Genomic DNA, 25,418 nt, shown 5'->3' with positions numbered 1-25,418 from the left:
CTCATACTCAACGACGACAAGCGTCTTTCCTGTGCAAAAGTCCGCTTCTTCCGTGAAGGTGGAAAAGAAAGGCTGGGGTCTTATCAACTGGGAGGGGGTGAAGGCGAGGGTGTTGGCGACGAGGAAGGTGAGTCAACTTAGCACCGCGGCAACGCAACCAGCCATGAACTGGATGCGTGTTTATCGGCTGGGAGTCTCGAGGGCTCGGGACGAACGCACCGACAGCCCTACCCACGGCACTACAACGGCTGGCCCTTGGTGACGGCTCCCGAAAGGCTGTGTTGTCCCGTCAGCCAAAGGATGGCGCTAAGCAACCGTCATAGCCAGCGCGATCATGAGTTTCGCCGCCATCCTGCTGTGAGTCGGCTAGTTGCCAATGAGTGAGCTACATGCTGCTAGTTGGATGCTTTATATAACAATAAAGTTTACTTTACGAGGTGTCGCCCAACAGGAATCGTGCTGGAAGCTACCTTGCAACAAGGTGGTCAATACTGTGGATTCTGTGCCTGGCACTTGATGCCATCATGGAAATTAAAAAATAAGCCTAGGCTCATCTTGTTTATGCCTATTGAGCGTCTCTCTGTTGACAAATAGGTTAATACTGAAAATCGCACATAGGCATTTATTATTTTTCTATAGCGCCACGGTGTTACATGAAAAACAGAAAGGAAATTGATGGATTGCGGGCAGTGGCTGTTCTACCCGTCATTTTATATCATGCGGGGTTCTCCTGGTTTTCCGGTGGGTATGTCGGGGTGGATGTATTCTTCGTAATAAGTGGGTACTTGATCACCTCCATACTCATCAGCGAGATATCAGATGGAACCTTCTCCATTGCAAGATTCTATGAACGGCGAGCACGTCGTATCTTACCGGCCTTGGCCTTTGTCAGCATATGCACCTTCTTTCTTGCCTGGATATGGATGCTTCCGTCGCAGTTCAAGGACTTTTCGCAATCCCTTGTGGCATTAAGCCTCTTCTCTTCCAACATCCTTTTCTGGAAAGAGTCTAATTATTTTTCCCCGGCAGCGGAAGAAAAGCCTATGCTTCATACGTGGAGCCTTGCAGTAGAGGAGCAGTTCTATATATTCTTTCCGATCATCCTCCTTCTGCTATGGCGGTTTGGCCGAAACCCGGCATTTTATACCATTATGATAATTTCACTTGTCAGTCTATTGCTGTCTGAATATGGGTGGCGAAAGCATCCTGATGCCAACTTCTACCTTCTGCCCTCTCGAGCCTGGGAGTTGGGAGCGGGAGCGATTTGTGCCTTCGCTTTGCAAGGGAGGGAGGTGAGGAAAGGCAGTCTTCTTTCTAGTGTGGGCTTCGCTTTAATCCTGTATTCCGTGGTCTTCTATGATGAAACCGTACCATTCCCTTCCTTGTATACCCTGGTTCCCGTCGTGGGCACCGCCTTGATCATCTTGTACGGCGAGGCCACAACCCCCATTGCAAGGTTATTGTCACGCCCTTTGCTTGTCGGCATTGGCCTTATTAGTTTTAGCGCCTATCTCTGGCATCAGCCATTACTGGCCTTTGCCCGAATCCGAAGCCTCACGGCAGCCCCCTCATGGACCTTGATGGGGTTTCTTTCCTTGGCTTCAATCGTACTTGCTTACTTTACATGGAAGTATATTGAGACTCCGTTCAGGAAAGGAGGAGTCAAGATAGCCATCAAAAGGAAGTCTGTATTTGTTTTTTCTGGGGTCGCTTCGTTCATGCTTGCCGGCCTGGGCGTCCATGGGCATCTAAGCAATGGCGCTGATTACAGGTTCAGCCCATCGATTACTGAGCTGCTGTCAGAAGTTAAAAACATCAACCCGCGGAGATCCGAATGCCATGTCGGCGAATCCGGCTCTGTCCCTGAATGTACGTATGGCGGGGAAGAACTCGGGGCTATTGTTATCGGTGACAGCCACGCTGCAGCCTTGATCAGAGCGGTGGAGCGTGCCATGAACGATTCGGACAAGCATGTTCTTGACTGGACCATGAACAGTTGCGCAACAATTTCGGGTGTCAAGAGCCATGATGGTGGAGGAACATGCGGAGAGTTTGTCGAATATGCTGTAAACAAGAGCCATGAATTGAGAAGTGATGCTCCCTTGATCATTATAAACCGACTCTCTTCTGTGCTTCTGGGACCAAATGAGCCTTACAGGGCTCATGAGGTTGACAAACCAAGCATATATCTTGAGGAGCCGCACAACGGGAGAAGCGAGCTATTCTTTAAAGAAATTTCACATGGATTTATTGAGACGGCATGTGAATTTTCAAAATCAAGGGACGTATTCATTCTGAGGCCGATTCCGGAGCTTAAAGTCAACGTTCCGGAGCACATGGCCTTTACAGCCTTGCTTAATGAAGTCACGGAGCGAGTGCGCATCACACGAGATGAGTACAATGCAAGAAATGATCTAGCCTGGAGAATACAGGATGAGGCAGCCGAGAAATGTGGTGTAGAGATTCTGGACCCCACACCGTATTTATGTGCGAATGGGAGTTGCTGGGGAGATGTGTCGGGTCGACCTATCTACTATGATGATGACCACTTGAGCGAACATGGTGGAGATGTGCTACTACCGCTTCTTTCCGAGGTATTCAATTAGATTCAGGGAATGATGGGATAATAGCCTGCTGTACTTGGCCCAGTTGCCAACTCGGGTAGCATCATGTACCTCATTGAGTATGCCAACCATAATAGAGACGAAAACCCCGAAAGCGACATCCGCGCCCTCTCGGGGTTATCGGCACAGAGTTACCTCGGCGCGGTGAGGGAATCGCCCCGCCCCACGGCGAAGTAGCGCAGCCCGGCGGCCCTGACCGCGTCCGGCTCGAAGAGGTTGCGGCCATCGACGACCACCCCCATGCCCAGTTGCTGCTTCAGCCAGGCGAAATCCAGGGTGCGGAACTCCTTCCACTCGGTGCAGATCACCAGGGCATCGGCGCCCTTCACCGCCTGGATGCGATCCCCCGCCAGCAGCAGGTCGTCGCGCTCACCATAGAGCCGGCGGCACTCCTTCATCGCCTCGGGGTCGTAGGCCTGCACCTTGGCACCGGCCTCCCACAGCGCCTCCATCAGGGTGCGGCTGGGCGCGTCACGCATGTCGTCGGTATTGGGCTTGAAGGCCAGACCCCACAGGGCGACGGTCCTGCCGGCAAGCTCCCCGCCGAGGGCCTGGGCCAGCTTGGTGAACAGGGTCCGCTTCTGGCGCCGGTTTACGCCCTCCACCGCGGTCAGCAGCTCGGCCTGGTAGTCCACGTCGCCGGCGGTGCGCGCCAGCGCCTGCACGTCCTTGGGGAAGCAGGAGCCGCCATAGCCGCAGCCCGGGTAGATGAACTGGTAGCCGATGCGCGGGTCCGAACCGATCCCGCGACGCACCTGCTCCACGTCGGCCCCCAACCGCTCGGCCAGGTTGGCGATCTCGTTCATGAAGCTGATCTTGGTGGCCAGCATGGCGTTGGCGGCATACTTGGTCAGCTCCGCCGCCCGCACGTCCATGAACATCAGCTTGTCGTGCAAGCGAATGTAGGGGGCATAGCACTCGCGCATCAGCGTCTTCACCCGCTCGGACTCGGTGCCGACGATGATCCGGGCCCCCTGGGTGAAGTCCTGGATGGCTGCGCCCTCCTTGAGGAACTCCGGATTGGAGCAGACATCGAAGTCCATCGCCTCGCCGCGGGCCTGGAGCGCGCCGGCCACTGTCTCGCGCACCCGGTCGGCGGTGCCCACCGGCACGGTGGACTTGTCGACGATGACCGTGTAGCCCGTCATGTGCTGGCCAATGGTCTCGGCCACCGCCAGCACGTACTTCAGATCGGCGCTGCCATCCTCGTCGGGCGGCGTGCCCACGGCGATGAACTGCAGCGTACCGAAGGCCACCGCCGCCGCCGGGTCGGTGGTGAAGCGCAGCCGTCCCGCCTCCACGTTGGTCTTGACCATCGTCTCGAGCCCCGGCTCGAAGATGGGAATCTCGCCGCCCTCCAGCCGCGCGATCTTTTCCGCGTCCACGTCCATGCACAGCACGTCATGGCCGACGTCGGCCAGGCAGGTGCCGGTCACCAGCCCCACGTAGCCCGTTCCGAAAATGGTGATCTTCATTCCCTGTCTCCCGATCTGTCCTGTTCAACTGTTCTGTTCAGTGGATGCGGTCGTTGTGGGAGCTGTGCTTGCACGGCGATGGCCCGCCTCCCCTTCGCGCTGCAAGCAGTGCTCCTACAACCGCATTCCGGCCAAAAAGACGCATTGTGGGAGCCGTCAGTTCGACGACTCGACTTGCACGGCGATAGAGGTATGCCCCACACCCCATAGAACCCGCGGTACCACTCCACGAAGCGCCTCACACCCTCCTCCACACCCACACGGGGCCGATACCCCGTGGCATTGTACAAGGCCTGGGTATCCGCCCCGGGGGCGGGGTACGTCCCGACTGCATGAGCCGGAAATCGCACCAATGGCCAAGTCCCACGCCCCGATGAGCGCCCTCAGTGATACCGGGCTGCCATGGCCAATATTGTAGAGCGCATATGGGGTAAGGGGCTATCAGGGCCCGACTCGCCAGCCAGATAGACGCGCTGCGCACGCCCTTCACCGGCTGTGGTAGCATTCAGCGCATTCACTATCCCGGGAGGCGTGGGTGGCCCGAAAACGCTATGCCTTCATCATCGCCGACTATCGGCTGGCGCTTGAAAACGAAAAAGGCCCGGCCAATGCGATCGTTCGCATGGACCAGGCCCCTTCGAGATCGAGACACGCCACTAACGGCAGTTACTCGAGGAAAGCGTGCTGCCCCAGATTGAGGCACCGTGATAAGAAAAACTGAATAATCAGGACATGACGTGAAGCTGCTGGATATTCCCTTCAACGACCGCCGACGACGCTACCTGGTCTTCCATCCCGACGGCCTGCCGGGCAGGCTGGCTCTGGCCAGCACCACCACCACCGAGGCTTTCGAGGCATTAGGCAGCAGCCGCTTCTTCCTGTCGGCCGACCGGCAGATCCTCGCCAAGGTGGTACCCGACAAATACATGAGGCGGCAGGCGCCGCTGAAGTGGCTGCTGCGCGACTACCTGGAGAAGCGCTGGCTGGCACAGACCGATGCACGCAAGGAGTTTACTAGCCTGCAAATCCTTCGCCGGGCCGGTTTGAAGACACCCCGCTGCCACGGCTGGGGGATCTCGCTCAATCCCGGCAACCGCAACGCCTCCTTGCTCCTGATGGAACACCTGCAAGATGCCAGGCCCGGCGGCGAGGTGTTCGAAGATCTGAACGAGGAAGGACGACTGGCGTTCCTGGCTCGCTTCTGCGGCGAGGTCGCCCAGCTCGCCCATACCGGTTACACCCACCGCGACCTGCACTACAACAACCTGCTGATCGACCGAGACGACCACATCGTCTGGATCGACGCACACCTGCGCCGGCTACCAACGAAAAACGCCGACCAATGGCCGGCGCTCAGGGAGACTCTGAGGGCAAACAAGCTCGGGGGCGAAGGGTACCGACGGCGAGCTGAAGAATTACTAAAAGGGAGCTACCTGGATGCACTTCCGGATTCCTGACCTGCAGCCGGGTCCAGCTCACCCGGCGCGGTTTCCGGCTTGCAGGTCGTCAACGCCTCGGTGACCCGCTGCAGGGCCGCCCTACCGGTCGTACCCGCCGTGACCTCCTGCCACCATTTACGGTGCACGGCCTTGACCATCACCGGCAAGGAGTCGAGCCCCATCCGCTGCGCCATGGCCAGGCGATGCAGACCACGGTTGATCTTGAGCAGGCGCCCTTCCCGGGTGACGGCCACGCCCAAGGCATCCTTGCCACGCCAGGCATCGAAGCCACGCACGGCCATGTCATCCATGAAGCTCAAGTACACACCCAGGTAGGCGAGGATTCGCGCTTCGCTATCCAGCAGCACGCCCTTCTGGTGGGAACGCCAGGGCCTGCCTGCCTCCAGTCGTGCCTTGTACGCATGGAAGGCCTCGCTACCGGTCAAGTCATGGCGATGCTCGTCCAGGTCGCTGATGAAGCGGTAGCGCGACCCCAGACGCAGATCGCCACGCCGCAGGTCCCAGCGACCATCCCAGATGAACACCGTGGGCGAGGGTCGACGATGCTTGGGCACCCCCCACCAGTGGGTGCTGCGAATCAACTGGCGGGGATCCACACGCACCACGAGGTCGCTCCCCAGTTCCCGCTCGATGATCCGACGCGGAAGGCCGAATCTTTCCACCTGAGCGGCGCCAGGCAGGCCATGTGCCCAGGCGCCGAACAGCAACCGCTCAAGTGGGATTCCCACATACGACTGGAAGGCTGCGCGCACCGCCCATTGCAGGCGAGCACGCTGCACGGGCCAGTACATGCGGGGATCCGCCAGCGGTGCGAACGCCGGGTCACTACCGGGAGGCATGGCCAACGGTCGCTTCATGACTGGCCCTGACCACCCTCTGTAACGAAACGGCTCGCCACCGTCTCGGGCCGGAAGTCATCCAGCCAGCGCTCATCGATCGGCGGCTTCTCACCTTTCACGGCCGTGCGGATTCCCTCGGCTAGGCTCGCCTCGTCATGGGGTACGATGCTCGCTTCCAGCTCGCCCTTGAGGATCTCGCGGATGCCACCCGGGCAGTCCACACTGAGCACCGGCGTAGCACATCCCAGCGCCTCGAACAGCACGATGCCCATGCCCTCGAAGCGAGAACTCAACACGAACAGCCGGGCATGATGCATCCACGGATAGGGGTTCGCACGCTGGCCGGCGAAACGCACCCGCTCGGCGATGCCCAGTTCCCTAGCCAGGCTCTCCAGCCGGCCACGCTCCTGGCCATCGCCCACCAGCACCAGGGGAAGCGCCACCCCGGAACGGGCATAGGCGTGCAGCAGCAGGGCCTGGTCCTTGGCCGGGACCAGGCGCGCAACGTTGACGATATAGGGCCCCTCAGGCAGATCGGGCTCGGGCTCCCGCATCTGCCTGCGAATACTCTCGATCGGGCAGGGATTGGGGATGACATCGACTGAGGCCGGCGAGAAGTACCAGGCACGCATGGCCTCCTGCACACTCTCGGCCACCCCCTGGGAGACGGTCACCAGATGGCGTCGGTGGTAGAGGCAACGCGCAAACAGCCTGCGTTGCCAGGTCACGCCACGCACGTGCAGGATATTCTCCAGCACATAGCGCGCCCGGTCGTCGCGGAAGGTCCATACCAGCTCGAAGGTGCCGACCCCACGAAAGACGATACGATCCACCTGGCCATGGCGACGCTCGAAGGCCTTGAGCCAGACCCGAAACACCACGCCGCCCATGATCCCGCTGCCCAGGAAAAGCGAGCGCTTCACCACCGGGTTCACGAACAACCGCACCAGCAGTTCCAGCAGCAGGCCAATGCCGGTGACTCGGGCCCACCAGCGCAGTGCCAGGTGGTGCTGCTGCACCTCAGGGTGCTCCGGCGCCAAGCCCTTTTCCACTCGGCGAAAGCTCAGCAGGTGGCTCTCGTGCCCCGCCTGGGCGAAGGCATCGGCCAGGTTCACCGCCACCCGCTCCATGCCCCCCATCTTCAGCGAACGAACCACCACCAGGGTACGCATCACGCCTCCTTGCGGAAGATGGCAGGAAAGATGCGCTGACCGCTCTCCACCTGCCAGCGCCAGATATGCGTCACCAGCCCCCCCAACACCAGGTTCTGCAGGTAGGAGCCCGTCCAGAAGAAGCTGTAGGACTCGAACTGGCCAACGATAAAATAGAAGACGAAGAATGCCAGCCCGAACAGCGCCATGTCGTCCGGCATCGTGCCACCCCGCCAGGCCTTCCAGGTCCCAATGCCGACCCAGCCCACCAGGGCCCCGATCGCCATCACCCCCAGCAGGCCGTAGCTGACCAGCAACTCCAGGAAGATATTATGCAGGTGGCCATAATTCTCGCGAGTCTGCCTGGGGAGCCAATCGGTCTCGGTCGTCACCAGGCTGCGCCCCTCCTCGCCCCAGCCAATCAGCGGACGCTCCTTGATCCACTCGACCGAGGCCCGCCAGGAAAGCAGGCGATTGCCGATGCTACTGTAGGAGAGGGTCTTCCAGTCGTCTTCCAGGGCCTGGGTGATCACGCTGCGCTCAGCTTCCAGCCGCTTCTCCACGGCGCCCTGAAACCACCACCCCGAGGCGACAACAGCGATGACCAACAGCACTACGCCCACCAGGGCTGGCTTGCCCCAGCGGCCCCTATGGCCCACCGCATAGGCATGCAGGGCGATGACGGCCGCCATCACGATCAGCACCACCATCATGGCCAGCCACACTGCACGGGTCTGGGTAATCCCGATCCCCACCAGGCAGGAGCCCACGGCGAACCCCCATCCCAGTCGTCGCAGCCAGGCCATCCGGCCAGGTGCCAGGCAACGCCTGGCAAAGCAGATCAGACCGATCAGCGCCGCACCGAAGAACAGGGCCGTGTGCTGGGCATTGCGGATGCCGAAGTCCACGCGCCTGCCGTTCAGCCCGAGTTGCCAGTGGGTCAGGTTACCGTCGATTAGCCAGACCACCGCCATCAGGCCGACCAAGGCCAGCCCCCAAGCCAGCAGCGTGGCCCGAGTACTCCCACCCAGCCACCAGGCCAGGCCGATGAACAGGAACCACTTGGCCAGCCGGTCGAGCTGGGGGGTGTCCGTCATCCACTGGGGATGGTGAAGGTATCCCCCCACCCAGCTGACGAGCTGGATGACGATGACCGCCAGCAGCAACCATAGTGCCCCGCCACTCCGGATACCCCGGCCCCAGCGCAGCACGGCGAACAGGCCAGTCAGGGCCATGAGCGTACCGGCTAGCTCGCCCATATCGGGAGCGGCCAGGCGCAGTCCGGCATAGAGCATCGTGCAACAGAGGCCCAGCCAGCACAGCCAAAGGGGAGATCGCCAGGAGGAGATTGATCCACCGGGGTCGAGAAGGGAAAGGGGGGGCTTCACGGCCTGCATCACTCGTCAAGAATTCAAAGGCGGGAATGATGGCGGCCTTACCGAGCAATCGCAACCACCCCGATGATATTAGAGGCTGCAAAATTGTGCGCCAGAGACAACAAAGCCCGGCACCAGGCCGGGCTTTGCCGAAGATCGAGCCGGCTTCACCTCGCCCCGTCTCCGGTGACGATAGTCTTCAGCGTCTTGAAGGCGATCAGCACATCCAGCCACAGCGAGAAGTGCTTGATGTAGTAGAAATCGTACTGCAGCTTGGTAGTCATGCCGTCAACCTCGGCGGCATAGCCCTGCTCCACCTGCGCCCACCCGGAAATCCCCGGGCGCACCACGTGGCGATAGCTGAAGAAGGGCACGTCACGCTCATACCACTTGGAGAGTTCCATAGACTCCGGCCGCGGGCCGATGAAGCTCATTTCGCCCTTGATGACATTGAACAGCTGAGGCAGTTCGTCCAGCCGGCACTTGCGAATGAAACGCCCTACCCGGGTGATACGCGGGTCGTCGTCGCCTTCCGTAAAGCCGCTCCCCTTCTGGTCAATGTACATACTGCGAAACTTGTAGACGCGAAACGGCACGCCGCGAAAGCCCATGCGCGGCTGGACGAACAGCGCAGGCCCCGGGCTGTCCAGCCGAATGGCTGTGGCTATGGCCAGCATCACCGGTGCGATCAGCGGCAGCAACAGCAGTGCCGCCCCGAGGTCAACGCAACGCTTGAAGCCCTGATAGAAGAAGGACGGCAGCAGGCTGCCATATTCGTTCTCGGTCAGGTGCTCGACCTCGACACGCCCGCTGAGAGACTCCTGGATCTGGCGAACGTGATAGACGGGGATATGGTTCAAGGTACAGCGAGCCAGAAACTTCTCCCACTCGGGGGAAAGGTCCTCGGCGCGCAGATCTGCCACGATGCCATCGTAGCGAACACCGTCCAGGTCAGGTTTTTTCAGGCAACGCAAATCGACCCCTTTCTCCGTCAACAAGTTGTCGATTCGACCCACCGGCACGACGGCAAGCTTCATCCGCCGATAGCGCCGCCCCAGGAAGAAGGCCAGATAGAACCAGACCAGGCTCATCAGGTAGCTGCCACCCAGCACCTGGCGCGTATAGTCCTCGCGCGTAAAGAACAGGATAGCCACCACGACGAGGTAAGCTACCGACACCGCCGGCACGATATACCCCGACACCTGAGCCCCGGGAAACCGATTCAATCGCCGCAGGGTGAACAGCACCGACATGAAGGCCAGACCGCACGCAACGATGGTATTGAGGCGCACGGCGGGCAAATAATGCCAGAACTCCCATCCCCATCGTTCCAGCGACGGAAGGCCCACCACCACCAGCGCTCCGGCGATCAACTGGAAAGGCAGCCCCAGCAGGAAGGCCTCATACCAACGCGAGTGTCGGCGCTCGTACCGCATGCGTTCCGTCATGTCTTTCATTGTCCCTCTGAGTAAATCAGCAGCCTAAGTTTTGTCTGAAAAGTCTGCACGCAAACAACGGTCTATGCAGGCCAGGCATACCATCACCAGGAAACTGCTGGCGAGATAATCGTAGCGCGTGCAGATACGGCGCAGCTCCTTGATCCAGCCGATGCAGCGCCCGACGATGTTGCGCTGCCGATACTTAGTCATTGAGACCGCCATCTCTGGGCTGATCATCTCGATTGCACTGTTCCGGCGTTGCCGGTTTTAGTCCAACTCAATGTACTCGAACACCTGCCATCGTATCGCCTCACGAGTCTCGAATCGCTCGCCGTATATGGCCTCGACCTTGAAGCTGCGGAAGAAGCTCTCAGCGCAGGCATTGTTGTAGCAGTTGCCCTTGGCGCTCATGCTGCACTTGAGGTCGTGACGCGTCAGCAGCGATTGGAACAACGTCGAGCAATGCTGGCTCCCGCGATCCGAGTGGACGATCACGCCCTTCGGTATCTTCCGGCTCCACAGGGCCATTTGAAGCACATTGCCGACTAGATCGGCCGTCATGCGCTCGCTCATCGCCCAGCCGATCACCTTGCGTGAGTACAGATCAATCAGCACTGCTAGGTAGAGCCAGCCTTCTCCGGTCGCCAGGTAGGTGATGTCACTGACACATTTCTGGTTCGGTGCCGTAGCGGTGAAGTCCTGCTCCAGCAGGTTCGGTGCGACTGGCAGACCATGCCGCGAATTCGTAGAGGCCTTGAACTTACGAGCGCCTTTCGCCCGCAGGTTCCCCCGACGGAGGCTGGACACTAAGGTATTGCGGCAGATGGCTACGCCAGCATCGTTCAGGTCATGAGTCAGTCTAGGGGCGCCTTAGCGCCTCTTACCTTGTTCGAAAGCCTGAGCCACACACTGATCGGTGATCGCTTGTCGGCGGCGGCAGGGTGTCGGTTCACCACCACGCTGGCGCCAGGGGTGGTAGCCGCTGTTGGCCAGCAGTTGCTTAGTGTCCTTGGGCAGACAATAGCCGCCGTAGCCGAAGCTCGGATTGTTGTAGTTGCTACCAATGCGAGGATCGAGCCCAACCCTCTCGATAATCTGGCGGGTGACCAGCTCGTGGGTCTCGGCATAGCTGTCCAGTTCGTTGAAGTAGGCCACCCGTATGGCGAGGTAGATATTAGCAAAGAGCTTGATCGCCTCAGCCTCGGTGCTGTTGGTAAGTAGCACCGGAATATCTTCTTTCACCGCCCCCTGCTTGAATTGCCCAGCAAACACCTCGGCCCGCTCGGAGCGCTCCCCAACGATGATCCGAGGGGGGGGTAGAAATTGTCATGGAGCGCCCCTGCCCTCGCGCAGGAACTCGGGAGAATAGAGCAAGTTCCAGATACCAATGCGTTCGCAGGCCCCCTGAATAAAGCCCACCGGCACGGTGGACTTGATCACCATCACCTACTCCGGGTTGATGGCCATCACATCCTGAATCACCGCCTCGAGGCTGGAGGTATCGAAATAGTTAGTCTTCGGTTCATAGGCGTGGGGGAGGGCGATCACCACGAAGTCGGCATCGCGGTAGTCGGCTTCATGATCCAAGTTAGGCGTAAAAGTCAGCTCGCAATGAGCCAAGAAGTCGGTGATCTCGGCATCCTCGACCGGCGTGCGCCCCTCGTTCAACATCGCGACCTTCTCGGGCACGATATCAAGAGCCACCACCTCGTTGTGCTGGGCGAGCAACATCGCGTTGGAGAGGCCGACGTAACCGGTGCCGGCAATGACGATTTTAACATCGAAACAGTTCCAGCAATCAGTTAATGGCCAAGGCATCAAGCCTGAATAATAAATCAGGCTTGTCCTAATGCACTTGCCAGCCGAGGAAAATTTTTTCTCAACACACCATTGATAGCATAATGAGCAAAGTAGTAAGCGGCGACAGGCATCGTTAGTTTTTCTACATCACGGTAAAGACGCCATGTATAGCTGGCGGCTTTGAGCTTGTTTGCAGAAATAGAATCGGATCGAAGTTGGTACTGGGCCAGCACCTCATCTAATCCATGAGCATATGGAATATCTTTGAGTATACGGAGCCAAAGACCAACATCCTGCCGCTTCCTGATCAATGGCATATAGACCTTACCTATTTTCTCAGTATCGTACATTGCGGTCAGACAGCCTATAGAGCAGACTTTAAGCAAGTCATTATAAGTAACTTTAGGAGGTATATTGACCTTGCCAGCCACAGATCCATTTTCATTGAGTTTCTCATAGGACGTGTAAGAAAAAGCAACGTCATACTTTTTCATAAAACATAATTGCTTTTCTAACTTATCCGGCAACCAGCGGTCATCGCTGTCCAGAAATGCTATAAAACGACCTTGAGCAGCCCGAATAGCAACGTTTCGCGCCACTGCTGCACCGGCATTCTCATCAAGCTTTATTAACTTTATACGAGAATCCTTGGCAACATAGCTCTCTACCAACTGGTTCGCATTGTCAGGAGAGCAATCATCCACAATAATCATTTCCCAATCAAAAAAAGATTGATCCAAGACTGAATCAATGGTGCCCGCAAGATATTTTTCAGAATTATATGATGGGGTGACAACGCTTACTAAAAAAGGCCTGCTCATATAAAAGAAACTCAGTATGAATGAAAAGATTATTACGCATACCAAAAAATTGATACATCGAACTTTACCAAGATGTATAATGACGGTAATCACCTGACACTTGATCTTACCCAACATTGGTGGACACCAATCTAATTGATCATTCGACCCTCAAAGGCCTCTGGGCTGATCATACCAATGGCACTGTGTCGGCGTTGCCGGTTTTAGTCCAACTCATTGTACTCGAACACTTGCCGTCGCATGGATTCGCGAATCGCTCACTGTGAATGGCTCCGACCTTGAGACTGTGAAAGAAGCTCTCCGCGCACGCATTGTTGTAGCAGTTGCCCTTAGCGATCATGCTGCACCGAAGATCGTGCCGGGTCAGTAACGACTGGTATAGGGACGAACAATACTGTCTTCCACGGTCGCTATGCACGATGACTCCCTTGGGCATCTTGCGGCTCCACAGCGTTATCTGGAGGGCGTCGCCGACTAGGTCAGTCGTCATCAGCTCGCTCATCGCCTAGCCGATCTTGTGCTCAACCGGTCAATGCAACAGTGATTGATAAGACTTCAGCAGGTGTCTTGTAGCCCAGCGTTTTCCTCAGCCAAGGCCTGTTCGCGTGCCGAGGCACTCTGCTGAGCCTTGGCTCGCCATTGGTAGATCTGACTGAGCTGAAGACCTAGCGCACGAGCGGCGACACTGGCAACAACACGGTCAGCGATTACCAGGGCCTCTTCCTTCTAGGCCTGGGAGTAACGGGTACGGGGCTTCTTCATCGACGTTGCTTGCCTTGCCATGGGTCACCTCGTTCAGTGTACTGCCTTAACGAGGCGTCCACTTTCAACTGGGCAAGATCAATGTCACCTTAATCGGATTTACCGCCGTTTCTCTATCCCGCACGCGCTTCAAGTCTTGCCTGTTTCACGCTGATCTGCGAAGAACAAAAATTTTTTTGCCATAAAGGAAATATCTAAAAAAATATTTAAGCAGCGAGGATTTTTACATTCTTATCAAATCCCTCAAGATATTAAGTTAGGTTACACTGAAAAAATTAACGAAAAATTAAATTTTAACGCATCTAGCGATGAAGCAATCGATTCTTGATCGCCGCACTATGAAGATGGTTGCACTTTTGATCGACCATATTAGTCATTAAATCATATAACCTCAAGACCTCATCTCTTGTTAGGGCGCATGACGTACAGAAGCCAAGACGTGCTTATTCACTTATTGCTTGTATCCAAGAGGCATACTAAAGTTTTTCTCTCTAGACTCAGGCTCTAGACTTTTTATATTCATGTTCTGGAAATAGTCCTTGTAGCCAATAACAAAATAAAGTAAAAACACAGAAACCCAAAATAAATAATTAGACATAATGCCTACAGATGAGCCCCCACTAGCAACCAGAGCAACAGGAATTCCAATCAGCTGAATTAGCTGTCCACGCTTCAAATTGACAGAAAAAAACAACCTAAAATAATATAAAAAAAGAAAAGAATAGAATAGGATTGCAACAAACCCAAATTCAGCTAAAAATTGAACAACAATATTATGTATGCTCCTGGCTGAAATCAGTTGATATTCTGGCATTGTCAATAAATTTATCGTATTACCCGCACCAATCCCTAAACCGTAAGAGTCGATAAGCGCACCTATAGCATAAATCATAGCATTAATCCTTGTTATCAAGGAGCCACCTGTATCACTCAAGGGGGTCAAAGTTATGACACTATATAAAGGTTCATAAATAACATCTCCGATGGTATAACTATAGTTTTTAAAAGGCAGGGGGAGCTCATGAAAGAAACCAAGTCCAATTAAAAAGGACAAGAGTGTTGCAGAAATAAATAACATTGCCCTTCTATAGACAGAAACAGCCAAAAACCATAACACCCCCGCAAGAATCAGCGCCAGTGAAGCTGTTTTTGCATCATTATGATAAACAATATAAGCAACCGAAATTACAACCAAAGCTTTGAAAATCTTATTTTTTTCAAGCGCGAGATAGATCGGCAAAAAAGCAACTATGCCAGTTGCAAACTCATTCTGATTCCAAAAAAAAGAATACATGGTATAAGGGGCATAAACATCATTAACATTTGGCATGTGAATATCGGTAAATCTTTCAAAGAACGCCACTATCAATGAAACAAAAAAAAAGGTGCGAACAATGCTAAAAAAAGCATCACCACCCCTGCAAGTAATAAAATAAACAGATGCGGTAAAGAGGATAAAAATCTTGAGAATATGGAAATGCATCACTAAAAAATGCTCATAGCCTTGAGAGAATACAAAAGTAGCCATGAGCGAATAAAATGTTAGCGCAAGATAGAGCAAAAAAGATAACCTAGCGTGACGACTCCTCAGAATTAGTACAACAAAAAGGGCAGGAGAAATAGCTACGAATCCGCTAATCGGGCTAGCAGGTGATAATCGCAGCACTGTGTGGAAAAAAGATAAAAAAACTGTCCCTCCCACTATGGAGGAAAGGGAAATTTTCATAATAGTCCAAATTAGGTTATGAAGTAGTCATCTTGAAGAGTGCCACATGCTTTATACTTGCAACCATGTTTAATAATCACTAACAGTGATTGTCATTGGGTTGATTTATATATTAAATACTCAAGATATGAATAGTTATCTCACGAGTTAACTTTAACAACTTTATAACCATTCTTGTGCAAATATTCGTACAATCCCAGAACAGATTCTTTCCTTGATATTATATGGCAGTCTGGAATCTCGTAAAAAACGAACTCAGCCTCTTTATAAATCAATGACATAGAGAAAATTGCCGTCGAGATAAATGAAGCCACCAGCAAGATATTGATGCCAAACTCAACTTCCACTAACTCTACAGGGAGCTCATTCTCTGACACTTTCACATTGTAACGCTCACGTATAGTTTGCGTGAAGTAGCAATTATAATTAGATTCACCCCGGTGGGGTATATATATAATCTCTATGGCCTTTGGGTACTTTAATCTGATATCGTTAATGACAAAATCTAAGCACTGGAAATAATCTTCTTTAGTGCAAATACCCACTTCAGAAAGTTTACCACCCACAATTATTATCTTTCCTTCCGAAGCACTTACCTTTGCATTCACAATCAACTTCGACAAGTATCTAAAGTCATTATCAATACAGCCAGGGGCAGGGAATATTGTGAACCTTGTCCATGTGCTAGAAGAGTTTACAGAAGCAACACCATCGTCTAACATTATAATTTTTGAACTATTTACGAATAATTTCACGATCTTAAACAGTATGCTATTCTCATCTCCGAAAACAACCTTGTCACATCTAATGGAAAAAAATAACGATGCAACAACCAACAATAGGAGCGACCGCTTCTGACGCATCCTTGAGATTGGTATGTTTAGAAACTTAGAGAGCGAAAGCATCTGTAGATTATTTTTTTGAAGCGCATTTTTCCTACAGAGAATAAAGTAATTTTCGCATTCATTGATTTTTATGTACTCATATGCCTGCATTAATTGGAAAGGGGATTCCACCAAAAAAAATATCTTATTAACACTTTGCATAATTAAACATGGCTCATCGCATTTTGCCGGGAAATGCGGCACCGATATTCAAGAAGAAGTACGCCGTATCGCGGTACCAGTAGGTCATCCGCTTGATGACCTTGTTTCGGTTATTTATGCCCACCAGAATTCTGGTGCTCAGCCGGGGCCGATGCTGGACAGGATCCATTCGAGGTACGGGGCCAGCCGCTTGGCGAAGCTTCGCAAGGCTTCAATGCCCCTGTTGGTGGCCATCTCGTATCACTCATGCCAAGCTTTTCGGGTAGTGGCCTCGTCGTGGGCAAGATTAGAGTGCCAGGCTCATAACATCGAGCACCGCTTGATCAAGCCAGGACAACTTCAGACCAACGGCATGGTGGAACGCTTCAACGGTCGCATCAGCGTGTACTTACCACTCGACGCTATGCATCAGGCGAGGACCTGGAACAGACGCTGAATCGGTACTATTGGCTGTCCAATCACCATATCCCGCAGGAGGCGTTGCACCATCAATCACCGGTTCCAGCGATGTAAGAATGGCAGGCCAAACGGCCAGCGCTATTTACCAAGAGGGTAATTAATCACCCGGTGCCCGACAGCTAGACGCATACTGTCCAAGATTTTCGCAAACAGACTGCGGACCTTGGTGATATTATTACACAGCAACCGCATTGATTTGACATATACCGCCTTAGCCTCAATACATCCTTAAATTCAGGATTCAAACAATAAATATAGCAGCGATGTTGAATCCGTCACATGGGCCCGACTCAGCGAAAGCCGCAGATAGGTTACTGAAAAAGAAGTCGTACAATCTTAGCCAGTTTGTTTGATCAACTTATCCAACTCATTCCAGAATTCCACCAGAAAGTACAACCCTAATTACAGGAGTATTGGCTACTATATCCTTTTTAACTTCAAGGCCTACAACATTAGAAAGATATTTCGGCGCCAACCCATAACCCGGCCTGACACTTCTCACAGCCTCTTCGGTAATTACGTCCCCTGCCTTCAAATCCTTCACGAAATACAGAGAACGACGGAACTGGGCATTGCCCTGTTCGCTAGACTTTCTTCCATAGTCGACCTTGCCCAGGGCCTGCCAGGCCGTCTTGGCATCGCGGCACAAGGCGGCAAGTTCGGCGGGCTCCAGTGAGAAGCTGTCGTCGGGGCCGCTACCGTTGCGGTCCAGGGTGAAGTGCTTCTCGATCAGGCTGGCCCCCAGCGCGACACTGGTGATGGCGGTGGTGTTGTCGATGGTGTGGTCGGAAAGCCCGGTGACCAGGCCGAAGCGCTCGACCATGTCTGGGATGGTGCGCAGGTTGTAGTCCTCCGCCGGCGCCGGATAGCCGCTGACGCAGTGCAGGATCACCAGCTGCTCGCAGCCAGCGCCGCGGGCGGCGTCGATGGCTTCCTGGATCTCCTCGGCGTCGGCCATTCCGGTGGAGATGATCATCGGCTTACCGGTCCGGGCCACATACTCGATCAGCGGCAGGTCGACGGCCTCGAAGGAGGCGATCTTGTAGGCCGGCGCGCCTAGCTCTTCCAGCAGGTCGACAGCGGTGGTGTCAAAAGGTGAGCTGAAGATGGTGATGCCAAGATTGCGGGCGTGCTCGAAGAGCGGCTGGTGCCACTCCCAGGGCATGTGCGCCTCCTCGTAGAGCTCGTAGAGGGTGCGCCCGTCCCACAGCCCACCCTTGATCTTGAAGTCGTCACTGTCGCAGTCGAGGGTGATGGTATCGGGGCGGTAGGTCTGCAGCTTGACGGCATCGGCACCGGCCTTGGCAGCCTCTTCGATGATGCGCATGGCCGTTTCCAGCTTGCCGTTATGGTTGGCAGAGAGCTCGGCGATGATATACGGAGGCTGATCGGCCGCAATACGGCGGCCGGCGATCTCGATAGCGGGAAGCGTCATGGGATGTCAGGCTCCTTGATGCGCTTGCCATTCGCTACGGAGCAGTCCGAAGCCAATGACATCATGATAGGTGTGGCCATCGAAGTGATGGTCGCGGAGGTGGGCTTCACGAGTGAAGCCCAGGCGCTCGTGGAAACGGAGCGAACGCTCATTGCCGGCCAACGCATCGCCACACAGCTTGTGCAGCCCTAAATCACCAAAGGCATGGGCCAGGGCAGCGCGCCCCAGCGCCTGGCCGCTGCCGCGCGGCGCATAGGGGGCGAGATAGAATCCCCAAGTAGCACGCTGTGCCTCAGCATCCTCGAGCTGAATGTTGACGAAGCCGAACGGCTGCGCTTCCCGTTCGGCCAGCAGCAGATGACGGTGCGGGTCTACCTGAGCGCGTTGGAACCAGGCCCGGTGCTCGGCCTCGCCGATCTCATGCCGGGTATACATGTAGCGGCGCACCTCGGGATGGTTGCGCCAATGGCGCAACTGGGCGAGATCGGCTTCCTGGAGGGGGCGTAATGTGGTAGCAGGCGGTGTCATGCCAGTGCGTCCTCTTGATACATGGCATGGCAGAGCGTATTCACCCCTTCCCCTGCCGACAATAGGGCGGCGGCGCGGCTCATGACCTGCAGGGTATCGGGTGCCTGAAGTGTGGCAAGATGTCTGGGCAGATCGTCTAGCTCACTGGGAACCCCCAAACAGCGGGCCGCGCCAGCTTTATCCAACGCCCGGGCAATGGCCCGCTGATTCTCGGCCAGTACCAGCATCAGGGTGGGCAGGCCGAGGCAACAGCGCTCCCAAGAGGTACTGCCAGCGGCGCCGATGGCAAGATCCGCCTCGGCCATGCGACGGGCCATGTCCGAGATGTTGACCACCACTTCGGTTGTCCAGGGCAGTCGAGACGCGCTGGCCTCGACATCATCCAACCAAGGGGCTGTTGCGCCCATCACCACAGTGATCCCGAGGTCGTCCGGCAGATCGCAGGCCTTGAGCGTGTCGAGTACCTGGCCGGTGGCATTATCCTTGTCGACGCCGCCCAGAGTGATCAGCAAGCGTTTGAGCCCCGGCTGCCGGCGCCGGCGGGCCAGGCTCCTCTCTCGCAGGGCCTCAAACTCCGGCCGTAACAAGGCAAACCGCGGGCCGGCCATGACCCGACACTCCGCCGGTAGCAGGCCGGCATAGTCCTCGGCCGCACGCCCCAGGTTCTGATCGAGCAACAGGTCGGCGCGATGGGGTCGGTCGGCGAGGTCGTCGATGACCAGTAGACGGGTTTGCTTAGGCAACACGGTAGATTCCCAGCGGGAGTCTAGCGCATAGTGGTCCACTACCAGCCAGTCTGGGGCCAACTGCGCCATCAGGCGACCACAGGCTTCTGCGTCCTGCTCCCAGGTGGTGCCCAGCCAGTGCGCATGATCCAGTGAGGCGTCATCTGTATCGGTGGCACTGCCTCCCTGGCTCATCCTGGGCAATCGGTGCACGGTAAAGCCCCGCGCCTCGATTGCATCACACAGGTGCCCCACGTGCTCCCGACAGAGGAAGTGGCACGCGGCGTCCTGCGCCGTGAGGGCTTCGGCCAAGGTCAGACAACGCATTATATGGCCGGTGCCGATTTCCAGCGAGGCATCGGCGCGGAACACTACCAGCATGTCCAGCCTCCATCGACAACGAGGTTGGCTCCATTAACGAAACTAGAAGCGTCTGAGATTAAAAATGCTAAGGGCCCTTGGATTTCATCGGCCCGGCCGACCCTGCCCAACGGCACCCTTGCCGCCAGTTTGACAACAAATTCGGGGGTACCCTCTTGCACGTCTTCAGAAGGAAAAGGTCCAGGAGAAATGGCGTTTATACGAATGCCTTCACTGCCAAACTCGCAGGCGGCATAGCGCGTCCACTGGAGTAACGCAGCCTTGGCTGCACCGTAGAAGGGAGGATTGCTAACCCGCTTGTCCTCGTAGACTCTCTGGTCTGGACTGACCATTCCATACATGGAGCCTATGTTCACTACTGAAGCAGCACCATCAGCACTTATTGCGGAACGCAAGCACGGTAGTCCATGCCGCAAAATTCGGTGTGCTGAGACAAGTGACACTTCATAGCTGTTTCTATAGTCGCTTTCTACAGCAGTCTCAATCGACCCAGCACCACCAGCATAGGCATTATTGACGATTCCATGAAGAGGAGAGCTGCAACACTCAGAAAACCACTTATCAACTTCAGCTTCATTGTTAATATCAAAAACTGCCGGGCTAGCTGTAAGTCCTGTTTCTCGTAGCTTAGCCACCCTTTCCATCACCCGCTCATGACAACGACCATTAATCAGCACATGTGCGCCGAGTTCCGCCAGCCCAAGAGCCATGGCACGCCCAAGATAGCCCGTTGCACCAGTGACCAAAACTTGTTTACCCTGAAGGGAAAAATGCTGCTGCAGCTTGCTACTCATCTTCATGCTTCCAGGTAGCTGGATTAAGGGTTTCCTTGGTGACTCTTGGACGATCTGAGACAATTCTCTTCAACTGGTCGCCGCTCCAACGCTTCTCACCAGCCATAATGATATTTTCAAGAAGCTGATTTCTGCTATCGACACCAACCACTACTCCATCTATCCAGTCCTGCGAAAGTGAATAGCGGAAACACAGCTCAACGACATTGCCATTAGTATAATGCTTAGCCTTTTCGCTAAGCCACCCTGTCACTTCAGAAAAGTTTGAGCACTTGGCCCGCTTCCACAACTTCTCACTTTCGCTGCTCAATAGTCCTTGTAGTAAAGAGCTACGAGCATGAACAATTAATGAGCGAGACTGACGAACAGCAGATATTTTCTTGATCACCCCATCCCACCGGTAATCAAGTATATTGAAGGGTAGTTGAATGAATGAAATATCTTCAAAGTCAAGAGCTTGTAACGCCTCCTCTGGCGTTTGCAAGGAAACACCTAACTGACCTATAAACGCCTGTTGTTTCAGTTGAACAACTGCATCCCATACGGCACTATTCCATGCGGTTAAGTGATCAGCACGATGCAACATGAGGACGTCAAGCTTTTTGACACCCAAGGCGTGACAAGACTGCAAGACGCTACGCTCTGCGTATGCCCTGACCACATCTGGGCCTGCGTCTTCAGGGCAATCACTAAAGGGCGAAAGCTTGGTAATTGTGTCTACCCTAGAGCTCCAGCCTCCAGCTAGCGCCTTCCCAACAACTCGCTCACTCTCACCATAAGCACGTGCGGTATCGAGATATTTCACACCATTGGCAATGGCAGCATGGACTAGGTTGTTCACTACATCCTGCTTTGGACGCCCCAGGCTATTGGCAATACCATATTCTAGACCAAACTGAGCTGTCCCCAGCACCATCCGATGAGCAGGAGTTTGGGAAACCACATCTAAAGAAACTCTCTTGAGCTTGTAAAGCAGCTCTTCAAGCGAAATGTACACAGCATTATTTTTATTATAAAACAGCTTGTTCACCAGAAGGTAATCATCTAGCGTATCAACGGTGCACCGATACTGCGCCATATTAAAATATCGATAATAATCAAAGTTTTTTTGACCATACTTTGAGACAATCCACGGGGTTACATGCTCACGATCGAATTTTGATGTAGTTTCATGGTGAGCTTCACGCAGATATTTTACACGGGTGACTTCAGCACTCACACCGTAGGGGAGGCCTGACTCACTACCACTGCAGCAGAGATAAGCCACGTCCCTATGTTCAAAATATTCAATCATCCTATCAATGAAGACCCCATCAGGGAATACATTATCCCCGGTCAGCCTAACGACAATCTTGTCATCAGGCTCACTCTCCAGAGCATCCACAAAACGCTTTAGCGTGTTCTCTAAATCACCCCTAAAATAGTCAGCGTCCCATTCATCCAGCAACCCACACAAAGCGTCGTCTGAAGACTCACCGGAGGTTAAAACAACAACGCGGTGTCCTGAGTTTCCGGCACGAAGTGCAGCCAACACTACAAGCGGCATCCCCGCTACCGGCAGTAAAACCTTACCTGGTAAGCGTGAAGAATTGGTCCGTGCCTGCAGTAAAAGTATCGCCTTCATACCAGTGCCGACCTCAGAGCTGCCAGCACCTCATCCTGTTGGGCATACGTCATGGTGGGATAGAGCGGCAGGCTGATCGCTTCGGCGTAGTACGCTTGCGAAGCAGGGAAGTCCCCTGTCGTGAAACCGAGCTCCCGATAGTAGGGCTGGGTGTGCACGGGAATGTAGTGCAGGTTCACGCCGATGCCCTGCTCGCGCAGCGCCTCGAACGCCTGGCGATGGGTCGCGCCGATCTGGTCGAGTTGAAGGCGAATCACATACAGGTGGCGCCCGGAATAGCTGTCGGGATGCTGCCAGGGCGTGGTCACGGGCAACGCGGCCAGGCGGTCATCATAGCAGGCAGCAAGGGCGTTGCGCCGCGCCACGTAGTCATCCAGCCTCTCCAGCTGCGAGAGCCCCAGGGCCGCCTGCAGTTCAGTCATGCGGTAGTTGAAGCCCAGTTCGACCTGCTGGTAGTACCAGGGGCCATCGGTCTCATGGGTCATCAGCGCCGGGTCGCGGGTGATGCCATGGCTGCGCAGCAGGTCCATGCGGCTGGCCAGGGCATCGTCATTGGTCAACGCCATGCCGCCCTCGGCGGTGGTAATGATCTTCACCGGGTGGAAGCTGAAGACGGTGATATCGCTGTAGCGCCCGCTGCCGATGTACTCGCCCTGGTACTGGCCGCCGATGGCGTGAGAAGCGTCCTCGATGACCCGGAAGCCGTAGCGTTGCCCGAGGGCATGGATCGCCTGAATGTCGCAGGGCTGGCCGCAGAGGTGCACCGCCACTACCACCTTGGGCAACCGCCCTGCCCGCTCGGCCTGCTCGAGCTTGGCCTCCAAGGCCCGGGGGCAGAGGTTGTAGGTGCGCGGGTCGATGTCCACGAAGTCGACCTTGGCGCCACAATACAGCCCACAGTTAGCGGAGGCGACGAAGGTGATCGGCGAGGTCCACAGCCAATCGCCCTCCCCCAGGCCCAGCGCCAGGCAGGCGACATGCAACGCCGAGGTGGCGCTGTTCACCGCCAACGCATGGCGTGCCCCAACCTTGTCGGCCACCGCCTGCTCGAAGCGTGGCACCACCGGGCCTTGGGTCAGGAAGTCCGACTGCAGCACCGCCATTACTGCGTCGATATCGGCCTGCTGGATGTCCTGGCGTCCGTAGGGAATCATCAGATCGCTCCAATCTTTTCCCAGTTGGCGTCGATCCACCTCTTGAGTTCGCCGTCGCTCATCCATTCGGCATTGTTGTCGCTGGCGTAGATGAAACCTTCCGGCACCTTCTTGCCATCCTTGATGCGATTGGCGTCCTGGTCCCAGCTGTTGATCGCCGGCAGGATCTTGAAGTGCTCGGGGTACTCGTAAGTGTAGTAGGCATCCTCGGCACCGATCATCTGCTCATGGAGCTTCTCGCCGGGGCGGATGCCCACCACCTCCTGCTGGGCGTCTGGCGCCACCACCCGGGCCAGGTCGGTGACCTTCATGGAGGGGATCTTCTTGACGTAGATCTCGCCGCCCTCCATGTCCTCGAAGGCGTGCCAGACGAGCTCGACGCCCTGCTCCAGGCTGATCATGAAGCGAGTCATGCGATCATCGGTGATCGGCAGTACGCCCTTGTCACGGATCGACATGAAGAACGGAATCACCGAGCCGCGAGAGCCCATGACGTTGCCGTAGCGCACCACGGCAAAGCGGGTGTCATGGCCGCCGGCGTAGGAGTTACCCGCCACGAACAACTTGTCGGAGGTCAGCTTGGTGGCGCCGTACAGGTTGATGGGGCTGCTGGCCTTGTCGGTGGAGAGGGCCACCACCTTCTTCACGCCCTTGTCGATGCAGGCATCGATCAGGTTCATGGCGCCGATGACGTTGGTCTTGACGCACTCGAAGGGGTTGTACTCGGCAGTGGGCACGATCTTGGTGGCTGCCGCATGCACCACGTAATCGACACCGTCCAGGGCACGGTAGATACGATCCCGGTCACGAACGTCGCCGATGAAGAAACGCACACGTGTATCACTCTGGAACTTCTTGGCCATCTCCCACTGCTTCATCTCATCACGAGAAAAAATTATTACTTTTTTGGGATCAAATTGTTCCAAAAGCATGGGGACAAAAATATGCCCAAAAGAACCTGTGCCGCCAGTAATAAGGATTACTTTACCATCAAACATCAAAGAAACTTCCTTTAAATAAAAAAATCTTATAGAGATTTATTAGAGCACGCGATCTTAACTATTGCGCAGCACTTAAATTAAGATATATCCATAAAGCATGAATACTCATCTGGTGTTCCAAAGAACACAACATCCTCACGAGTGACGAGGCTATATTTTATTTTCTTCCCTTTATCTATGAGTGTATTATACATAGGGGCTATATATAGCTCACCCTTCGGCCATTCTTCTTTAGGCTGTGAGGCTGCCTCATGAAACGCACTCATAAAATCTGATATATTTGAAAAGTAATACAAACCTGTACTGCACAAATCGGATATACGTTTTTTCTCTGCCGTTTTCTCAATCAGATTACTTTCTTCTGTATTGATTGGCTTCGCAAAAGACCAATGCTCACCATCGCCTTTAAACACTTCTAAATATCCGTCACATGATTCAAGAAAATCTGGATGCTTGAAACCTGGGCGATAAGTATCAATGTTAAATATTGTTACTGCTCCAGAGACATAACCCAATTTTTTCAACGCCAAGTAAACAGTATCAGCTTGCCCCCTTGTGTCATAATCGAGAACAACGATCTGGTATTTTTTTATATTCAAGAGCTTGGCATGTTCATCCACAAACTTTGTCGCCTCAAAGTCACCTCTCACAATAAATATAAATATCTCAGTATCAAAATATCTACTGAAGCTACTAACCGCGTAATCGAAAAGTGTCTTACCATGAGCTTCTAGCATGTACTTTGGTTTTTCATACCCAGCTTCAAAAAACCGGGAGCTGAGTCCAGCCATCGGTATA

General features: G+C 54.8%; 20 protein-coding genes and 4 pseudogenes. 3 read left to right on the top strand and 21 right to left on the bottom strand.

Annotated elements, in window-relative coordinates:
* Positions 1–653: 653 nt before the first annotated feature.
* Positions 654–2,606 carry an acyltransferase family protein gene (locus DFP85_RS00440; RefSeq protein ID WP_133633855.1) on the top strand — a complete coding sequence of 651 codons (1,953 nt, stop codon included), beginning with the start codon at positions 654–656 and terminating at the stop codon, positions 2,604–2,606.
* Between the two features lie 149 nt (positions 2,607–2,755).
* Here the strand turns inward: DFP85_RS00440 and DFP85_RS00435 are convergent, their stop codons facing one another.
* Positions 2,756–4,099, bottom strand: a complete 1,344-nt coding sequence (locus DFP85_RS00435; RefSeq protein WP_133633853.1) for a UDP-glucose dehydrogenase family protein — start codon at positions 4,097–4,099, stop codon at positions 2,756–2,758.
* 737 nt (positions 4,100–4,836) lie between these two features.
* On the opposite strand from DFP85_RS00435, the gene DFP85_RS00425 reads away from it, so the two are divergent.
* Positions 4,837–5,556 carry a lipopolysaccharide kinase InaA family protein gene (locus DFP85_RS00425; protein WP_133633851.1) on the top strand — a complete coding sequence of 240 codons (720 nt, stop codon included), beginning with the start codon at positions 4,837–4,839 and terminating at the stop codon, positions 5,554–5,556.
* On the opposite strand, the gene DFP85_RS00420 is transcribed toward DFP85_RS00425, so the two are convergent.
* The 12 genes and pseudogenes from DFP85_RS00420 to DFP85_RS00370 form a co-directional block, all read right to left on the bottom strand.
* Positions 5,529–6,350 (bottom strand): hypothetical protein, encoded by an 822-nt coding sequence (locus tag DFP85_RS00420; RefSeq protein WP_243737168.1) that lies wholly within the window; start codon positions 6,348–6,350, stop codon positions 5,529–5,531. The two genes, DFP85_RS00425 and DFP85_RS00420, sit on opposite strands and share 28 nt — an antisense overlap.
* A gap of 62 nt (positions 6,351–6,412) precedes the next feature.
* A complete protein-coding gene (locus DFP85_RS00415; protein WP_166644558.1) occupies positions 6,413–7,570 on the bottom strand; it encodes a glycosyltransferase in 1,158 nt (385 codons plus the stop codon).
* Complete coding sequence (locus DFP85_RS00410; RefSeq protein WP_243737167.1) at positions 7,570–8,784, bottom strand: O-antigen ligase family protein; 1,215 nt, start codon at positions 8,782–8,784, stop codon at positions 7,570–7,572. Before DFP85_RS00410 ends, DFP85_RS00415 begins: the two co-directional genes overlap by 1 nt.
* Before the next feature lie 308 nt (positions 8,785–9,092).
* A complete protein-coding gene (locus DFP85_RS00405) occupies positions 9,093–10,382 on the bottom strand; it encodes an exopolysaccharide biosynthesis polyprenyl glycosylphosphotransferase (protein WP_243737166.1) in 1,290 nt (429 codons plus the stop codon).
* A gap of 24 nt (positions 10,383–10,406) precedes the next feature.
* Complete coding sequence (locus DFP85_RS00400) at positions 10,407–10,601, bottom strand: transposase (protein ID WP_133633845.1); 195 nt, start codon at positions 10,599–10,601, stop codon at positions 10,407–10,409.
* Positions 10,602–10,634: 33 nt separating this feature from the next.
* A pseudogene (locus DFP85_RS00395) lies at positions 10,635–11,357 on the bottom strand (IS3 family transposase); the annotation flags it as partial.
* A pseudogene (locus tag DFP85_RS00390) lies at positions 11,349–12,182 on the bottom strand (nucleotide sugar dehydrogenase); the annotation flags it as partial. The pseudogenes DFP85_RS00390 and DFP85_RS00395, both read right to left, overlap by 9 nt.
* A gap of 17 nt (positions 12,183–12,199) precedes the next feature.
* Positions 12,200–12,985 carry a glycosyltransferase family 2 protein gene (locus DFP85_RS00385; RefSeq protein ID WP_133633841.1) on the bottom strand — a complete coding sequence of 262 codons (786 nt, stop codon included), beginning with the start codon at positions 12,983–12,985 and terminating at the stop codon, positions 12,200–12,202.
* Between the two features lie 131 nt (positions 12,986–13,116).
* A pseudogene (locus tag DFP85_RS19045) lies at positions 13,117–13,490 on the bottom strand (DDE-type integrase/transposase/recombinase); the annotation flags it as partial.
* 50 nt (positions 13,491–13,540) lie between these two features.
* Positions 13,541–13,693 carry a transposase gene (locus DFP85_RS19265; protein WP_424955069.1) on the bottom strand — a complete coding sequence of 51 codons (153 nt, stop codon included), beginning with the start codon at positions 13,691–13,693 and terminating at the stop codon, positions 13,541–13,543.
* 505 nt (positions 13,694–14,198) lie between these two features.
* Positions 14,199–15,473, bottom strand: a complete 1,275-nt coding sequence (locus DFP85_RS00375; protein WP_133633838.1) for an O-antigen ligase family protein — start codon at positions 15,471–15,473, stop codon at positions 14,199–14,201.
* A 140-nt stretch (positions 15,474–15,613) separates the two neighbouring features.
* A complete protein-coding gene (locus tag DFP85_RS00370) occupies positions 15,614–16,468 on the bottom strand; it encodes a hypothetical protein (RefSeq protein WP_166644557.1) in 855 nt (284 codons plus the stop codon).
* Positions 16,469–16,811: 343 nt separating this feature from the next.
* On the opposite strand from DFP85_RS00370, the pseudogene DFP85_RS19030 reads away from it, so the two are divergent.
* Positions 16,812–17,101: pseudogene (locus tag DFP85_RS19030) on the top strand (integrase core domain-containing protein); the annotation flags it as partial.
* A 244-nt stretch (positions 17,102–17,345) separates the two neighbouring features.
* On the opposite strand, the gene pseI reads toward DFP85_RS19030, so the two are convergent.
* The 8 genes from pseI to DFP85_RS00325 all read right to left on the bottom strand — a co-directional run bounded on the left by pseI (position 17,346) and on the right by DFP85_RS00325 (position 25,411).
* Complete coding sequence (pseI, locus tag DFP85_RS00360; RefSeq protein WP_133633835.1) at positions 17,346–18,413, bottom strand: pseudaminic acid synthase; 1,068 nt, start codon at positions 18,411–18,413, stop codon at positions 17,346–17,348.
* A gap of 6 nt (positions 18,414–18,419) precedes the next feature.
* Entirely contained in the window at positions 18,420–18,941 is a 522-nt protein-coding gene (gene pseH / locus DFP85_RS00355; RefSeq protein ID WP_133633833.1) for a UDP-4-amino-4,6-dideoxy-N-acetyl-beta-L-altrosamine N-acetyltransferase, read from the bottom strand.
* Positions 18,938–20,047 (bottom strand): UDP-2,4-diacetamido-2,4,6-trideoxy-beta-L-altropyranose hydrolase, encoded by a 1,110-nt coding sequence (gene pseG / locus DFP85_RS00350; protein ID WP_133633832.1) that lies wholly within the window; start codon positions 20,045–20,047, stop codon positions 18,938–18,940. The genes pseH and pseG overlap by 4 nt, the downstream gene beginning before the upstream one ends.
* Complete coding sequence (locus tag DFP85_RS00345) at positions 20,038–20,841, bottom strand: SDR family NAD(P)-dependent oxidoreductase (protein WP_133633830.1); 804 nt, start codon at positions 20,839–20,841, stop codon at positions 20,038–20,040. The genes pseG and DFP85_RS00345 overlap by 10 nt, the downstream gene beginning before the upstream one ends.
* Positions 20,834–22,465, bottom strand: a complete 1,632-nt coding sequence (locus tag DFP85_RS00340; protein ID WP_133633828.1) for an aldo/keto reductase — start codon at positions 22,463–22,465, stop codon at positions 20,834–20,836. Before DFP85_RS00340 ends, DFP85_RS00345 begins: the two co-directional genes overlap by 8 nt.
* Positions 22,462–23,619: a UDP-4-amino-4,6-dideoxy-N-acetyl-beta-L-altrosamine transaminase gene (gene pseC / locus DFP85_RS00335; protein WP_133633826.1), complete on the bottom strand. Its 1,158-nt coding sequence runs from the start codon at positions 23,617–23,619 to the stop codon at positions 22,462–22,464. The genes DFP85_RS00340 and pseC overlap by 4 nt, the downstream gene beginning before the upstream one ends.
* A complete protein-coding gene (pseB, locus tag DFP85_RS00330) occupies positions 23,619–24,617 on the bottom strand; it encodes a UDP-N-acetylglucosamine 4,6-dehydratase (inverting) (protein ID WP_133633824.1) in 999 nt (332 codons plus the stop codon). Before pseB ends, pseC begins: the two co-directional genes overlap by 1 nt.
* Before the next feature lie 80 nt (positions 24,618–24,697).
* Positions 24,698–25,411 (bottom strand): glycosyltransferase family 2 protein, encoded by a 714-nt coding sequence (locus DFP85_RS00325; RefSeq protein ID WP_208108419.1) that lies wholly within the window; start codon positions 25,409–25,411, stop codon positions 24,698–24,700.
* Positions 25,412–25,418: the final 7 nt, after the last annotated feature.

Origin of the sequence: Halomonas ventosae, assembly GCF_004363555.1 — a bacterium.
In the GTDB taxonomy this organism is placed as follows: Bacteria; Pseudomonadota; Gammaproteobacteria; order Pseudomonadales; family Halomonadaceae; genus Halomonas; species Halomonas ventosae.
The sequence above is the reverse complement of the archived record's forward strand: the minus strand, read 5'-3'. Positions and strand labels throughout refer to the sequence as shown.